This is a genomic window from Pseudodesulfovibrio profundus (assembly GCF_900217235.1).
GTDB lineage: Bacteria > Desulfobacterota > Desulfovibrionia > Desulfovibrionales > Desulfovibrionaceae > Pseudodesulfovibrio > Pseudodesulfovibrio profundus.
In genome coordinates, this window is record NZ_LT907975.1 from 161,550 (window position 1) to 177,268 (window position 15,719).

Consider the following 15,719-nt stretch of genomic DNA (forward strand, 5'->3'; position numbering starts at 1 on the left):
TATAAAAGGCTGATAGAATTAGCATGCTCGGCGATTTGTCCGAGCAATGAAAATAAACGATCCGGTGGTGCATTGTGGCAGTTTTCAAGTGTGATTCCTGTGGATATGAGCGAGTCGTTCCCGATGTCCTGGTGGGCAAAAAGGCCAAGTGCCCAGATTGCATTAAAAGTGTAGTCATTGTTGAAGACCCGACCCCAAGCAGTACGCCATTCGAGGAAGCCTTCGAGGGTCTCGATGAAGAACTTGCCGAGACAGAAGAAGAGCGGCTTGCAGCTCAGGGGGAGCAAGGGGCTGAGTCTATCGACATTGATCGAACTGAGAGCGATGTTGATTACTCGTCGGAAGACGTCTTGTGCGAAAAATGTGGCGCTGTCGTCCCTCACGATAAAGCTGGGACTCATTGTCCGGAGTGTGGCGTTCTTTTTCCCAATGCTATCCAGACTTCCCATGTCGATGAGAGAGATGTCGATGTGAGCGACCTGACCGGAGATGAACCAGCCCCTCAGGTGTGGGATACCGACTTCGCCGCAGACGATTCTGCCAACAGTGGAGCGTTGGTTGAAGAGCTTGCTCCGAGACGAGGTTCTATTTTTACGGGCAGTCTACCTCTTAATATCTTTTCCGGGTTGGTCTCAGGAGTTGTTGCTTTCTATTTCGCTGTAGCCATGGCCATGCTTGCATCCACGCAGATTGGTGTGAGTGAGTACATGCCCCATATGTTGACTGTTACCGTAGTTGGGATGTCGGTCGGTTGTATTTTCTATTCCTTGCAGGGCAGAGTGCCTTTTGCTCTGGCTGGGCCTGGAACTGTTGTAACGGCGATGATGTTCTTCTTCCTCGGGTCAGTTTATCGTGATCTAGCCGGGACAACACATACTGAAGGAGTGCTGGCAACGATTTTGGTGACCATTGCCTTGACCTCGGTCATCGCGGGACTGGGGCTTTGGATCATTGGAAAACTGAAAGCTGCTGAACTTGTTCGACATATACCAGTCCAAATTGTGGGCGGTGTCATCGGTGGCGTCGGTGTGTTTGTCGTTCTAGCGTCCATTTCATGGATGGGCCGATTTGATTTTGACTGGCGAATTCTTTTCTTCTCCTTTGGTGAGTTTGTGGAGGACCTTCAGCAGGGAGGGGGGATTTCCGCCATGGCACCCAGCCTCGGATTGGGATTGGCGTTATTCCTGGGGTTAGCCAACAGCAAAAACTCGTTATTCCTTCTTTTCGTTCTGCTTGTGACTTCTGCGTTGGGGTATGGTGCAGGCGCATGGTATTCCAATGATCTCGTCACTTCTCTTGCCCATCCTGTTCCGGATTTCGTTGATGCCGGTATCACCCTTTCCTGGGATGCCATCCGCGCAGGATACGAAAATATTCAATGGAGCGTGCTCAAATCCAATGCCCTTTACATAGGTGCGCTGGGTGCGTTGATCGCTCTAACCTCGATGTACAGAATTACGAGGTTGGAATTGGTGCAGGGGGCGGACGTTGACCTGAATGTCGAATACCGGGCGCTGGGGTTGACCAATATTGCTTCCGGCCTTGTGGGTGGAATGCCCCTGGGGATTTCCTTTGGGCGCAGTGTGGGGAATTATCGATGTGGAGCCAGGGGTGCAGTGTCAGGCGTTATTGCCGGTCTGGTCTGCTTTGCCGGATTGTATTATGCCGAACTCATTATTCCGCTCATACCCCGTTTCATCCCGGAAGCCTTGCTGCTCTTCGCCGGGTTGACGTTGATTCGAGGTTGGATGTTCAAATCGCGAACACCGTTTACCCGACGCGAAGATGTCTGGATGCTCTGGATAACCTTCCTGGTTACAGCCATCTTTGGGATTCTTCTTGGAGTGGGCTTCTGTGTTTCTCTCGCTCTCGCCGTAACTGTTCGCAGGAATAGCCTCTTGGGTCCTGTCTCAAACATTCTTTCAGGGGCTACTCATCGAAGCAATGTGGATCGGGCTCCGGCGCAGGATCGTGTTTTGGTTGAATATGGAGATCATATTCACATTATGCGACTTCAGGGTTTTATCTCTTTAGGATCAATGACGACGCTTTTGCGTGATATTCATCGGCGTCTTGCTGATAAGCAACTGCTTCCAGTTGAGTATATTATTCTTGATTTCCGAAATGTCAGTGGCCTGGCTTCTGCTGGTGGGGTCGTTTTTGATAAGCTGAGCCAACTTGTCGAAGAGTATGAAGTGCATTTGGTCATAGCCAGTGCGCCTCTTGAGTTGCAAGAACATATGGAAAGCGGCGGATATCTGCACGAGGCTGGAGGCAATTTTAGACTCTTCCTTGATCTTGATTATGCGATGGAGTGGTGCGAGAATCGACTGCTGGAATCAGAGAATATTCTGGAATTGAAAGAAATGAAACTGCCGGAAATGCTTGCTCCCGTTTTCCCGGAACCAAGCTACATACCTGCTTTGATGAAAGTCTTTAAGCGAGTGGTTGTGCAGAAAGAGGAAGCTGTTTTTCTTCAAGGTGAAGCTTCTGATGCCATGTATTTTGTTGAATCCGGTAGGCTGGAAATCATGCTTGAGACCGAAAACAGTAAACGAATTCGGCTGAAAAAAGTTGGTCCAGGGGCTGTTTTTGGCGAAATGGGTATCTACAATCTGGCGGCACGGTCAGCCACAGTACGAGCTTCGGAAAAGTGCGTTCTTTACATGATCAACAATGAAAAGCTCAAAGCTGTTGAAAAGCGAGCGCCTATGCTGGTTTCATGCTTGCATCGATATATCATCAATACCCTTGCCAATCGTTTGGCTAATGCCAGCTTTAAAGTCAGGGACTTGATGCACTAGGAAGCGTCAAGGATCGTGTCGGAGATATACTCTTTCAGAGCTTCTTCCCAGTGACGGGGAGTGACTCCTGTCGTTTTGATGAAACGCGAAAGGTCAAGTGCAGAGTATTTGGGGCGTGTGGCTGCCGTAGGGTAGGCACTGCTGGAGACTGGATTCACCGAGCACCCCTTGGCTGCCAAAGAGACAGAGGCAGATGCGAGTCCAAACCACGATGTAATGCCTGAATTGGCGATATGGTAAATTCCAGTCGCGTCCGCCTCCATGAGCTGAAGCGTGTGAATGGATACGTCAGGAGTATAGGAAGGGGAGCCAATCTGATCGCTAACGACAGTCAGGGTATCTCGTTGCTCACAAAGGCTGAGTATCTTGGCGACAAAATTGATCTTCCCTGGGCCAAATAGCCATGATGTACGAATAATCAACGTGTTGTCGTAGCCAAGCGATAAAAGATTCTTCTCTCCCTCGGCCTTGCTTATGCCGTAAACAGAATAGGCGCTCGGCTCGTCATATACGGAGTAAGGCTCGGTCTTATCACCTCGGAAAACGAAATCTGTACTGAAGTGTACAAATGGAATACCGCGTTTTGCAGCTTCGGCAGCCATGAGCGCTGGTGCTGTCGCATTGAGGGCAAATGCAAGCTCCTGTTCTTCTTCCGCCAGGTCGACCTGAGTATATGCTGCCGCATTGATCACTATGTCTGCATCATACTTATCCAACACAGACGAGACAGCGGAAACATCCAGGATATCGCAGTCACGGCTGGAAAGCGGTTTGGGCTTGGCCTTTGCTGCTTTCAGTGCTGCCGTTAAGGATTGTCCGAGTAGTCCGGTCTTGCCGCCGAAAATCAGAACAGTTTTGCCGCGCAAGTTCATTTAAGAACGCTCCTCGTACCATGTGTCCATGAACTGACGATATTCCCCACTCTGTACCTGGTCCAACCAAAGCTGATTCTCTTTGTACCACTGGATGGTCTTTTTCAAGCCGGTTTCAAAGTCGACTGTTGGGGCGAAACCAAGCTCTTCGGCTGCCAGTGAGTAATCCATGGCGTAGCGAAGGTCATGTCCTGGACGATCAGCAACATATGTGATGAGGGACTCGGGTTTGCCTACTACGCTCAGCAGCGTTTTCACAACATCAAGGTTGGTTTCCTCAGCGTTGCCGCCAAAGTTGTAAGCCTGGCCTTCCTTTCCTTTTAGGAGGGTCAGTTCTACGCCAAGGCAATGGTCATCAACATATATCCAGTCGCGAACATTCTGACCATCACCATATACAGGCAGTGACTTGTCGGCCATGGCATTCATGTACATGAGCGGAATCAGTTTTTCGGGAAACTGGTAGGGACCGTAGTTATTGGAGCAGCGTGTTACGAGAATGGGAAATCCATAGGTCTCAAAATAGGCACGTGCCATCATGTCCGCACCGGCCTTGCTCGCAGAGTAGGGCGAGTTGGGAGCAAGTGGTGTCGTTTCGACAAATTGCCCTTCCGGTCCAAGGGAACCGTATACTTCATCAGTGGAAATATGAACGAATCGGCTGATGTTGCGCTGACGGGCGCATTCAAAAAGATTCTGCGCACCAAGAACATTAGTTTTGACGAAGGGCGACGGATCGTTGATGGAACGATCCACGTGTGATTCTGCTGCAAAGTTGATAACGGCATCAATGGAGTGGTCGGAGAGAAGGTCCATCACCAATTCACGATCCCCAATGTCACCTTGAACAAAGGTGTAGCGAGGCTCATTTTCTTCAAGGTCCAGCAGATTGAGCCTGTTGCCTGCGTAGGTCAGTTGGTCGAGGTTGATAATTGACCAGTCCTGGTGCTTTTGCAGCATCAGGCGTATAAAATTGGTCCCAATAAAACCGCAGCCGCCGGTGACAAGAATTTTCATATGACTATTGTAGTAAAGAGTTGTTTTTTTGATAAATTATTACACTAGTGAAGAATAATACAGGTGCCTAACACAAAAGGCAAGACAGGCTAAGACGGGATCAAGTCAGTTTGGCGCAGCGCTTCATAGAGAAGGATGCCGGTTGCTGTGGAAAGGTTGAGGCTTCGCACTTGCCCCCAGATGGGAATGCGCACACGGTGGTCAGACTTTTCGAGCATGGAGTCGGAAAGTCCTCTCGTTTCAGGTCCCATGACGATAGCGTCGTCTGGTTCAAATTGAAATACGTGGTGAGCGGTGCTGGCTTTAGTGGTCGCCATGACAAGTCGCGATGGCTGAATGGAGGTAATGAAGTGCTCGAAGTTGGGGTGCACTACCACATTGACGTGAGGCCAGTAGTCGAGTCCTGCGCGTTTTAGGTGTTTGTCGTCAACCGAGAAACCAAGTGGTTCGATGAGATGCAGTGGGGTTTCTGTCGCGGCGCAAAGCCGCGCAATATTGCCGGTATTGGGTGGAATTTCCGGCTCGAAGAGTACTATGCGCATTATACGTCCAGTTTGATGGTGGCTTTACCTGGGGAATATCCTTTCAGGGTGCGGATCATTTCCCGAATGGAAGCAGAAACGATGTCTTCTACAAAGGGCTTCATGCCGACGGGTGCACCGTTGATATCTATAGAAATGGAGTTGTGCAAGGCAAGACATGCTTTCGTTGTCGTTGCGCCTCGAATGATTTCGGCAGCCAGGGTTTTGCAGTCGGGACGGCCACATGTTTCGCAGTCCATGCCGGGAAGGAAGAAGCCTTTTTCAAGGACGATTTCCGCGAGCTCTTCAACAGAGTCCATGGATGGGATTCCATCGATTGATTCGTTGCCATGTGACGCTATAGCCAGCTCGGGAAGGAGCCAGTCAGTGCCGTCGGACATATCGCCAGACAAGCAGAGAATTCGTGGAAGGTAGGTTTGGGTTTTTCCGCCTTCAACGATAAGCACATCGGCCGTAAGCAAGGGGAGTATGTCAGGCAGAAAGCGGTTGTCTGTCCAGTGAACAAAGGTTTCACTTGGTCCAAGTCCTGCTACGGCATTGCAGTGTTCAGCATATTTGGTCGTGTCTGCTTCCTGCCAATCAAAGTCGTGGTGGGAGAACTTAGCGGCAGCAACTGTGAGTCCTTTGTCTTTAAAGTACTTGGCCAGTTTGAGTCCAAGGGTCGTTTTGCCGGATTTCTTGGGACCAACTATGGAGACTGCTTTCATCTTTGAACTCCGAGAGTCTATGTTATTTCAACTATTTTACCATGTTCGAGGTGGATAGTCCGATCGCTGACTTCTCCAAGCCAGGGCAAATCGTGGCTGGCGATGACGAGACTGGTGCCATATTGATCTCTTGCGTTGAGCGCAGCCGTTCGTATGAGTTGTGCGCTTTTTGTGTCGAGGCTGGCAGTCGGTTCATCCATCAACAGCACCTTGGGTTTGAGAACAAGTCTGGCCGCCAAGGCAACTCGTTGCGCCTCTCCGCCGGATAGTTCAAACCATTGTCGCTGAGAAAATGAATTTGGGTCGAGTCCGACTTCAACTAATGCGTTGTGTACCTTGGTTGAAATATCGTTTTTCTTTCTGACTCGCAAACCATACGCGATGTTCGCGTATACGGTCCTTTTCAGCAGGTAAGGTTCCTGAACAAGCAGGGTTGCCTGTCGGTGTACAGCGCCGGGTTTATTGCTTGTTGGAATGCCGCAGAACTCAATGACGCCGGACGTCGGAGAATCTATGAAGGCTAGGAGTTTGAGCAAAGTACTTTTGCCAGATCCATTAGGGCCGGCCAACCCTACGATCTCTCCTTCGCCGAGCTCAAGCGTTTCTATGCTCAGAACTGTACGATTGGAAAAAACCTGCTGAACATTGTCGAGTTTGATGATTGGGGAACTCATTGAACTGCTCTTTTCTTGAGACCAGATGCGGAAATATTCACTATGAGAGCCACGGAAAGAAGAACGATGCCGAGGGCAATGCCGACAGCGAACTCGCCCTTGCCAGTTTCAAGCGCAATGGCTGTTGTGATGGTACGCGTGTGCCATTTGATATTACCACCAACCAGCATCGAAATGCCCACTTCCGATACTATGCGACCATAGGCAGCCATGGCTGCAAGCATGATGGAGAACCGGGCTTCCATGACCGTGGCCCACAGTATCTGTCTTGGGTTTGCCCCAAGAGTGGTCAGGGTCATGGGAAGACGCTTGTCCAGTGTTTCAACGGCGTTGGCGGTCATGGCGATGATAATAGGCAGTCCCAGCAGGGTTTGACCGATGGCTATGCCTGGCAGAGAAAACAGGAGGCCTGTCCCACCCAGTGGACCATGTCGTGTCAAAAAAGCATAAACAAGCAGGCCGATAACAACGGTTGGGAATGACAGTAAGGTGTCAACGAGTGTCTTGATTACCCGTTTGCCAAAAAAATTGTTGTGTCCAAGCATGAACCCGAGGGGAACGCCCAAGGTCAAGCTGAAAAACATGGAAAGACTGGAAGCGCCGACAGTGGCAAGAATTGCAGAGTAGGTCTCAGGGTCCCCAGTGAATAGAAGAGCAAAACCCTGAAAAAAACCTTGAAGTAAGTAATCCATTAATAATCCTTAAATACCGGGGGAACGATGATCCGTTCCCCCGGGGGTACTCATACTTGGATTACTTTGCGTTGGGAATAAAAAGCTTCTTGCCAAGGAGTTTGAACTCGCCAATAGCCTTCTGGGTCTCAGGAGTGGCCATCCAAGCGATGAACTGCTTGGCCAGGTCGTACTGGGCATCCTTGCAATGCTTGGGGTTAACAGCAAGGGCGCTGTACTGGTTGAACAGGACTTTGTCGCCTTCGACCAGAACTACCAGCGGCGGGTTGCCGTCGTGGTTGTCAGCATATTTGATGAAGGTACCACGGTCAGTCATGGTGTAACCGGACTTCTCGTTGGCAATGTTGATGGTGGGGAGCATGCCCTGACCGGTCTGGACGTACCAGGATTCCTTTTCAGGGACAGCCATACCGGCGGACTTCCAAAGAGAAATCTCTTTTTTGTTGGTGCCGGAGTTGTCGCCGCGGCTGGCGAAGGCTGCGCCTTTTTCCTTGATGGTGGTCAAAGCCTTGGTGACATTCATGCCTTTGACGCCTGCGGGATCAGCAGCAGGGCCGATGATGACAAAGTCGTTGTACATGAGTTCTTTGCGATCAATCAGGACACCTTTGTCCATGTACTTCTTTTCAGCGCCGGGAGCGTGAACAAGTACGACATCAACGTCGCAGTTTTCAGCCATTTTGAGGGCTTTACCGGTGCCGACAGCAACAAACTTGATTTCCACGCCAGCATCTTTCTGGAACAGGGGAACAATAAGCTCATCAAGCAGGCCGGTGTTGGCAGTACTTGTGGTGGTAGCCATCATAAGAGTTTTGGAGGCCATTGCCGGCACTGTAAGTGCCAGAGTGAGAACAAGAGACAATGTAAATGTGACAATGCGTTTCATAAATACTCCCATATTTGGTTTTTTAATTCCTTTACAATAAAGGCTTATGCTTATTCTGTGTCATCCCGATAGAATTCACCGGATTTCTCAACATCCATTTTTAGGACTTCTTCAGCTTTTTGAGCCGCATATTGTTCAACATCAAGATAGAAATGAAGGAACTTTTCCATCAACTCTTTTCCAAAAGGTGACAGGTTGAAACGTTGCCCTTTTCCTTTGGTCTTTTCGACAAGCGGTTGACCGATTCTCTCTTCAGCATTCTTTAATTTGCCCCAGGCGCGCCTGTAGGACATGCCGAGGGCCTCGGCTGCTTTACGCAGCGAACCGAGTTTCTCGATATGTTGAAGAAGAAGAGTGCTGCCTATGCCGATATAGATCTGATCTTTTTGCTCGATCCAAACGCGTAATCTGAGTGTTGCCTTGTTAGATTTTGACATAATTTCCCAATATAGTTTTAGCGTTATCAATAATAGTGAACGCCATCCAAAGCATGTTCGGATGAATATATGCAGGAATCAAACAATTAAGTCAACAATGACATAATAGTCATGTTTTGACACAAATGTTTCAATTAAAGCTGTACTTTTTCGAAAGTATGGGAGTGGAGGTCGACTATGAGCATAGACGACTCCAGTGATGAGGTATGACCTGTGAGAATCTTTATGGCTTCGCAAGCCATCAGCGATGCAAAAAGTGAAACGGCGGGGGCAGGACAACCCAGGATTACTTCAGCCGCATTATCGCTTCCCATGATATCTGCCGGGCCGGTCTGCCCTGGTTGGACTACTCCAACATAGCCGGTCCATCCCGCAAGGGCGCCGGTAACCATTGGAATGTTGGCTTCGGCTGCACTGCGTTGGAGAGTAAGGCGAGTCTCGAGTCCCCCTAGAGCGTCGATAACCAGATCAGCCCCTTTAACAAAGGTGGGTAGCGAGGTAGCGTCCAGAAATTGTGTTGCTATCTCGCATTCGACTGAGGGGTTGATTTCGGCAGCTCTGTTTATGGCGGCGCTCGCCTTGTGCGCCCCAAGAGAGTGAACCGTGGACAATGCCTGCCGATTGAGATTGGATTCTTCAAAGCTGTCGCCGTCAGCGGTGCGGATTCTTCCGATTCCGGTTCGCAGCAGAATTTCCAGTAGAGTTCCTCCAAGTCCGCCAAGGCCGACTTGGGCAATCGAAGAATCCAATAACTTGAGTTGATCATTGGCAGTGATGGAATTCATACTGCGAAGATATCGCTTGGGTATGATCCCATTAATCAACGCTTCACGCTCAACCTTCCATCCAGGCACGTCGTGGGCCAACGCAATGGAAGCGATGTGGTTCAAGCTGATGAAGAGTCCAGGACTTCCCGCGGGCAACTCCGTAGGCTCTGCTTTGCCTCGGATGGCTTCAGCCATGTCGGAAGACAAGGTTTACCCTCCTCCTACGGGAGGAAATATACCGACCCTGTCCTTATCTTTAAGTTCCGTTTCCAGATTGGAACGACATGAGTTCACAAACATAAGCGAGATGTCCTCAACTGGAATGTCGAGTTTCTCTACAATGGACCTGATGGTTTCTCCTTTTTCAATGGGATAGTCATCACCATTCTCAGGGAGATATTTGGTCAACGTCGCGAATAATTTAATTTCAATACCCATGACTACAATTTAGCCATTGAACTGATGTGGGTCAACAAATGACATAAAAAAAGGCCGGGAAAAACCCGGCCTTAATTATTGATATGAACTGAGCGTTACGCTTTTGCGCCCTGCAGCTCATTTTCATCAATGTCCCAAGTGACATTGTGAGGGGGCAGTGCTTCGGTCTCAAAGAACCGGGGCAATTTGTCGTCCATCTTGGTGAATCCGGCACGTTCGTTGAATTCCTGCTCATCCTTCATGCAGTTAACACCGAGGTTGACGAGATCGTCAGCAGTGAAGGTGTTACCCGTGTAGGACTGAACCAGATCAGCCATGGTCTGAACGCCGTTTTCAGCATCAAGCACAGCGAATGCTACGAACAGGCAGAAGCCCATGGAGTCGATGGCGGCAGTTGCGACCTGAAGGTTCTTGGAAAGTTCAACGTTTCCGTCTTTCTTGTGGCCGTCGACAGTTCCACCGACACCGAGAACGTTGGCGGTGACACCGTAACCGGCGGTGTGGTCTGCGCCCATTGCAGAGGTGGCATAGGTTACGCCAACACCCTTGACTGCACGAGGATCGTAGGCAGGCATGGACTGATTTTTCACGACCGGAAGACGGTCAACACCGAAAGCGTGGCCGGCAAAGGTTACACCGTTACCGATGATCATGCCCATGGGATCGCCAGTGCCGACTTTCTTGAGCAGTTCGATGGCAGCTTTGCCGTCACCCCAGGGGATGATGCCGCCGTCCATGGCGATTGCAATCGTGTTACCGATTTCAATGGTGTCCATGCCCTTGTCATCACAAATGCGATCGAGTTCGGCGATATCATCAATATCTTTGATCATGGCGTTAGCGCCAAATGCCCAGACAGTCTCGTACTCAAAGCCGGAAGTGACGTATTCGCCCTTGGCGTTGTTGTACTGCTGGGAGCACTGGATAACACAACCTGCGTGGCAACCTTCAGTGGTTTTACCTTTGCGGGATTCAATGACTTCGGCGATTTTTTCACCGGAGATATCGGCAGCATGGTCAATTTGGCCGAGGCGGAAGTTCTTTGCAGGAAGAGCGCCGGCTTCGTTGATAACGTTAACGAGCACGCAAGTTCCGAATGCAGGAAGGCCCTCGGAAGTGACCGGATGGCCCTGGAGGATTCCGACCCATTCTTTACGAGCGGTCTTGAAAGCGTCAACGTCGGCAGCTGCAACCTTGTTGTTCACAGCGGGATCAAGGATGATCGCTTTGACTTTTTTGGAGCCCATGACAGCACCGGTGCCGCCACGACCTGCCGAACGAGCAGGGCGCTTGTATGGATCGGTGAACTGGATGGTAGCAGTTTGGCGAACAGTTTCACCAGCGGGGCCGATCATCGCTGCGCACAGTTTGTCACCGTACTCTTCGAGCAGCTTGTCGTGGGCCGGGTAGTTGTCCATTCCGGTGATATCGGAAGCATCCTTAAACTCTACTTTGTCTTCAGAAATAAAAATAGTGGAGAAGGGTGCGTCTTCGGCAGGCTTATCCTCAAGGATGATGGCAAGCAGATCCATTTTGGGCATCTTGTGTGCAAACAGGCCGCCGGAGTTGGATTCTTTGATGCCGCCAGTCAAAGGAGACTTGGTACCTACGGAAAGACGTCCGGAGTTGGCTGCCGTGGAGCCACCAAGAAGACCAGTAGCGAAAACGAGTTTGTTTTCGGCAGACAGCGGATGACAGTCTGCAGGCACTTCCTTGTTGATGACACGCGAGGTCAGCGCGCGGCCACCCAAGTTGACATAAGGGCCTACGTCTTCAAACGAATACTCTTTGGTTTTCGTATTGATCCTAAGAATTCTAGGCATAACACACCTCTATTAGTTTGATGTTTAATGCTTGTATAAACACTTGTTTTTATCTGTACTAACTCTTACCATTTGATAAGCGCTTTTGAGGAAAAATGTCAAAGAAAACAAAGAATTGTGCCTACGTGAGCATAATGGGCACAACATCAAGAGAGTAACGCATGAAAAACATTGACTGTCTCTCACTGAAGATGAAATCCGAGTCCCGTGCAGCTTGGAACTACATTTTACAGAAAGGGTTTTGGATTGTTGGTCCGGCCGGGAATAGTGTGCGTGATTTTGTGAAAAAAACTCTTGGATATGATGATGACATACTTGATGAGCAGGTCAGGACAATATTTTTGAACAACAGCCCCGTTGACTCCATTGATGGAGTCTACGTCGAAGAAGGCGCCAAGTTGGCTTTGGGGGGAGCCATGCCCGGATTGGTCGGAATTGTTATGGGCAGAGATAATCCCTACAAGGAATTTCGTAGTGGTATCTCATGCAAGGAAACTGAAGGGGCCGGGGGAAGCTCCCAGCAAGTTCGTGTTTTTCTGAAAATTTTCAGTACACTTGCAGTAGCAACAGGAACAGATATTTTAACGAAAGGTCTTGAATTGAAGGCTGAAACTTTGAGAGATTTTCTTGAAAAACAGAAAGTGCATCTGTTGAACCCTGAAGTTCTTACTTCTCTGGATTCAACAGACGATGCACCCATTCGCTTTACAGTTGAATTTAAAAACTAAAAAATTACTGACAACCAATGGTGCCAGAATAGGATTCCAGTTCATCGGAGTATTTTTCAAACCGTTTTTGGTTCCAGATGTCTTCACGAATAATTTGAGTCCGATTATCGTGTAAGCCGCGTCGAATTTTGGTACACACTGAATCTTTTTCTTGTTGCGGCATGCTTTCCAAATTATCGCCATAGCTATCCATAGTCGAAATGTAGGCCTTTTTGGCAATGCGATAATTTGATTCTGCCTGATACCGTAATGAGCGTCCGATATTATCGGATGCCAGGGCTGATGATGCGCCCAAGCAAAACATTGCAAGTAAACAAGACAGTAGAAGCTTCTTATTCATAATTCCTCCACTCATGGGTTTTACTGAACTTAACCGATATGGGTTGATTAGGGAACATGACAACGGAGTGATTCACTGGGGTATGATCCATTGAAACAAAAAATGTCAGGTCCATTTATCATGGCACCTGACATTTTTGAAATAGCTGGTGGGCGATGGCAGATTTGAACTGCCGACTTCCACCGTGTGAAGATGGCACTCTGACCAACTGAGTTAATCGCCCATTTATCTTTTTTACCTCTTTTTAAAGAGGATATTTCATATATCTGCAACCTTTTTGGTTTGCAAGTTGTTTTTTATGCCAGCTTCACGCAGTCATCGCCTGTGCACACTTCATCTTCACCCATGTCTCGATTGTAGCAGGTGAGTCCGCATCGCAGGCATCTGCATGTTTCGTGTTTGGTTTCTTCTTCTGTCAGCGTTCCTTCAATTTCCTCAAATGAGCATGTCCGCTCGTCGCATTCGATCAAATGGGGCATTTCAGCTCGTTTGCGGAGCCCAACATCTGGGACATTAGTGAACATGGTATACGGGATCAATTCGCGTTGTATGTCTGTAGGATAGTGAAGGGAGCCTTCTGTCAAATACTGATGGATGGATCGCGCCGCCTTTCTGCCTTCACCCAGGGCTGTGATGACAAGGGCTGGACCTGTGTGCATATCGCCACCTGTGAACACATGTGGCATGGCTGTTTGCAGGGTGTCTGGATGGGCGTCCAGGGTCCTCCACTTGGTTTCGTTCAGTTTACATGTCCCGGATTCGTCATACAGGCATGATAGTTCAGGCTTTTGGCCGATTGCCGTATAAACCGTGTCACACTCGATGAGCGTTTCAGACCCTTCGATGGGGATTGGGCGACGTCTGCCAGAGTCGTCGGGTTCACCCAGTTCCATCTTGATGTATTCCACGTGGGTCACATGACCATCGTCGTCCGTCAGAATTCGCTTGGGGGCAGCAAGTAGGAGATAGTGCACAGTCTCTTCTTCCGCTCCAACGATTTCTTCGATATTGGCGGGCATTTCATCTCTTGTACGGCGGTACATGAGAGTGACATCTGCACCAAGCCTGACACTGGATCGAGCTGTATCAATAGCGGTGTTACCACCTCCAATGACAACAACTTTCTTACCGATCCCGGTTTCCATTCCCAGGCCGACTTTAGTCAGGAACTCAGTGCCAGTTTCTACCCCCTCAGCCTCTTCTCCCTCAATGCGGAGGGTGAGATTCATCCAAGCACCGATTCCGAGGAAGACTGCTTCGAATCCTTCTTCCTGAAGTGTGTTTAGTGAAAAGTCTGTCCCAAATTTCTGGCTGCATTTAGTTTCGATACCAAGGTCAAGAATGCCTTGTATTTCCCAATCTAGAACATCTTTGGGCAGTCGGTATTCAGGAATGCCGTAGCGAAGCTGGCCGCCGAGTTTAGGCATTGATTCATAAATGGTCGGGCTATGACCAAGGCGTCGCAAATAGAAAGCACAGGCAATTCCTGCGGGCCCACCACCAACGATGGCGACCTTTCGTCCTGTATCCGACGCACAGGGGATTGGAAGGCGTCTTCCAGAGTTCATTTCCCAATCGGCGACAAAGCGTTTGATCATGTTGATGCCAATTGCTTCTTCAACATGCTTTCGTCGACAAACTCCTTCACAAGGGTGCGGGCAGACTCGTCCAATGGACAGAGGCATGGGGATGCGTTCACGAATTGTTTCCAGCGCTCCGGCATAATCACCACGCGAAACCTGTTCAATGTAGCGGGGGATATTGATCTGGCCCGGGCACTTTTGTCTGCACGGTGCAAGGCAGTCCGTATTTCGATTCAGATGAGTGATGCGGGCTGACTGTCCCCAGATGGTTATGACTCCGCGAGGGCATACAACAGCACAACCGTTGCAGGCAGTACAAAGCTCGGGGTCAACAATGGGGTATCCTTGTGGGCCCATTTCAATGGCGCCGAACTGACATGCATCCACACAGGTGCCATACCCCAGGCATCCCTCGGGACACATCTTGTTGCCTCGATACAGCAGATTCTGCGCACGGCAGTCGGGAACACCTTCATAGTCGTAAATATCTTCGGCGCGTATGCCGCCAGTGCAGTCGACAAAGGCGATTTGACGTTCCATGGAGGAGAACTCAAGTCCCATGATTTCTGCCACTTTGACTGCGATCTCATCACCGCCGATGACGCAAACTGTTGCTCCTGCCTTGCCGTCAATGACTCCTTGTGCCGCGGCCGCGCATCCGGGGAACCCACAACCTCCACAGTTGGCACCGGCGAGGACGGATTCGACCTGGGCGATACGTGGGTCTTCATATACGTACAGGACCTTGGAAGCGACAGCGAGAACAACCGCGGCTGTGAATCCTATGCCCAATAATACGAGAACGGATGAAACAATCATGGAATCTCCTAAGAGGCCATACCTTTGAATGCAAAGAAAGTTAACGACATGAGTCCTGCCATGATGAGAGCGAGCGGGGTCCCCTTGAGACTGACGGGAACTCTGGATAGATCAAGACGCTCGCGTATCCCGGCGAGTACAACAAGGGCCAGCATGAAACCTGCTCCGGATGCAATGGAGAATATGATGGTTTCGAGAAGCGTGTACTCTTCGCGTTGACAGATGATGGCTATACCCAGCACGGCACAGTTCGTTGTGATGAGAGGGAGAAAAATGCCAAGTGATTTGTAGAGCGGCGGGATAACTTTTTTGAGAAACATTTCAACAAATTGTACAAGTGCCGCAATAACAAGGATGAAGCAAATGGTCTGGAGATAGGCCAGGTCATTGGGGCCGAGCAGATACTTCTGCACACACCAGGTGATGCTTGCCGCCATTGTCGCGACAAATACGACGGCCAGTCCCATGCCGATGGCCACCCCGGACTCTTTTGATGTGCCAATGAACGGGCAGTTGCCGAGATACTGCGCAAGGACAATATTATTGACAAATATGGCGGCGATAACGAGGACGAAATAATCCATGGCAGT

The 15,719-nt window shown here is 49.6% G+C and carries 16 protein-coding genes and 1 tRNA gene; 2 read left to right on the top strand and 15 right to left on the bottom strand.

Annotated elements, in window-relative coordinates; translation table 11 throughout:
- Window positions 1-131 precede the first annotated feature (131 nt).
- Entirely contained in the window at window positions 132-2,804 is a 2,673-nt protein-coding gene (locus tag DPRO_RS00785) for a cyclic nucleotide-binding domain-containing protein (RefSeq protein ID WP_232005662.1), read from the top strand.
- Here DPRO_RS00785 and rfbD read toward each other — a convergent pair.
- From rfbD to DPRO_RS00840, 11 genes are all read right to left on the bottom strand, one after another.
- Window positions 2,801-3,676, bottom strand: coding sequence for a dTDP-4-dehydrorhamnose reductase (gene rfbD / locus DPRO_RS00790; protein WP_097010356.1), 876 nt, complete (start codon window positions 3,674-3,676; stop codon window positions 2,801-2,803). The genes DPRO_RS00785 and rfbD overlap by 4 nt on opposite strands.
- A complete protein-coding gene (rfbB, locus tag DPRO_RS00795; protein WP_097010357.1) occupies window positions 3,677-4,693 on the bottom strand; it encodes a dTDP-glucose 4,6-dehydratase in 1,017 nt (338 codons plus the stop codon).
- An 89-nt stretch (window positions 4,694-4,782) separates the two neighbouring features.
- Window positions 4,783-5,235 carry a tRNA (cytidine(34)-2'-O)-methyltransferase gene (locus DPRO_RS00800; protein ID WP_097010358.1) on the bottom strand — a complete coding sequence of 151 codons (453 nt, stop codon included), beginning with the start codon at window positions 5,233-5,235 and terminating at the stop codon, window positions 4,783-4,785.
- Entirely contained in the window at window positions 5,235-5,942 is a 708-nt protein-coding gene (locus DPRO_RS00805; protein WP_097010359.1) for a molybdopterin-guanine dinucleotide biosynthesis protein MobB, read from the bottom strand. The genes DPRO_RS00800 and DPRO_RS00805 overlap by 1 nt, the downstream gene beginning before the upstream one ends.
- A 17-nt stretch (window positions 5,943-5,959) precedes the next feature.
- Entirely contained in the window at window positions 5,960-6,616 is a 657-nt protein-coding gene (locus tag DPRO_RS00810; protein WP_097010360.1) for an energy-coupling factor ABC transporter ATP-binding protein, read from the bottom strand.
- On the bottom strand, window positions 6,613-7,308 hold the full coding sequence (locus tag DPRO_RS00815) for an ABC transporter permease (protein ID WP_097010361.1): 696 nt from the start codon (window positions 7,306-7,308) through the stop codon (window positions 6,613-6,615). The genes DPRO_RS00810 and DPRO_RS00815 overlap by 4 nt, the downstream gene beginning before the upstream one ends.
- 61 nt (window positions 7,309-7,369) lie before the next feature.
- Window positions 7,370-8,194 (bottom strand): extracellular solute-binding protein, encoded by an 825-nt coding sequence (locus DPRO_RS00820; protein WP_097010362.1) that lies wholly within the window; start codon window positions 8,192-8,194, stop codon window positions 7,370-7,372.
- Window positions 8,195-8,244: 50 nt separating this feature from the next.
- A complete protein-coding gene (locus DPRO_RS00825) occupies window positions 8,245-8,631 on the bottom strand; it encodes a winged helix-turn-helix domain-containing protein (protein WP_097010363.1) in 387 nt (128 codons plus the stop codon).
- Between the two features lie 134 nt (window positions 8,632-8,765).
- On the bottom strand, window positions 8,766-9,605 hold the full coding sequence (locus DPRO_RS00830; RefSeq protein ID WP_232005663.1) for a HesA/MoeB/ThiF family protein: 840 nt from the start codon (window positions 9,603-9,605) through the stop codon (window positions 8,766-8,768).
- A 3-nt stretch (window positions 9,606-9,608) separates the two neighbouring features.
- A complete protein-coding gene (locus tag DPRO_RS00835) occupies window positions 9,609-9,836 on the bottom strand; it encodes a MoaD/ThiS family protein (protein ID WP_097010365.1) in 228 nt (75 codons plus the stop codon).
- A gap of 95 nt (window positions 9,837-9,931) precedes the next feature.
- Window positions 9,932-11,659 (bottom strand): aldehyde ferredoxin oxidoreductase family protein, encoded by a 1,728-nt coding sequence (locus DPRO_RS00840; protein ID WP_097010366.1) that lies wholly within the window; start codon window positions 11,657-11,659, stop codon window positions 9,932-9,934.
- A 161-nt stretch (window positions 11,660-11,820) separates the two neighbouring features.
- Between DPRO_RS00840 and DPRO_RS00845 the strand changes: the two genes are divergently transcribed.
- The gene (locus tag DPRO_RS00845; RefSeq protein WP_097010367.1) at window positions 11,821-12,387 is read left to right on the top strand and encodes a hypothetical protein; all 567 of its coding nucleotides are present in this window, start codon (window positions 11,821-11,823) and stop codon (window positions 12,385-12,387) included.
- Window positions 12,388-12,391: 4 nt separating this feature from the next.
- On the opposite strand, the gene DPRO_RS00850 is transcribed toward DPRO_RS00845, so the two are convergent.
- From DPRO_RS00850 to DPRO_RS00865, 4 genes are all read right to left on the bottom strand, one after another.
- The gene (locus DPRO_RS00850) at window positions 12,392-12,727 is read right to left on the bottom strand and encodes a hypothetical protein (RefSeq protein WP_097010368.1); all 336 of its coding nucleotides are present in this window, start codon (window positions 12,725-12,727) and stop codon (window positions 12,392-12,394) included.
- Window positions 12,728-12,873: 146 nt separating this feature from the next.
- Window positions 12,874-12,950: transfer RNA gene (locus DPRO_RS00855), tRNA-Val, on the bottom strand.
- A 73-nt stretch (window positions 12,951-13,023) separates the two neighbouring features.
- The gene (locus DPRO_RS00860) at window positions 13,024-15,129 is read right to left on the bottom strand and encodes an FAD-dependent oxidoreductase (RefSeq protein ID WP_097010369.1); all 2,106 of its coding nucleotides are present in this window, start codon (window positions 15,127-15,129) and stop codon (window positions 13,024-13,026) included.
- Between the two features lie 8 nt (window positions 15,130-15,137).
- On the bottom strand, window positions 15,138-15,713 hold the full coding sequence (locus DPRO_RS00865; protein ID WP_097010370.1) for an electron transport complex protein RnfA: 576 nt from the start codon (window positions 15,711-15,713) through the stop codon (window positions 15,138-15,140).
- Window positions 15,714-15,719 lie beyond the last annotated feature (6 nt).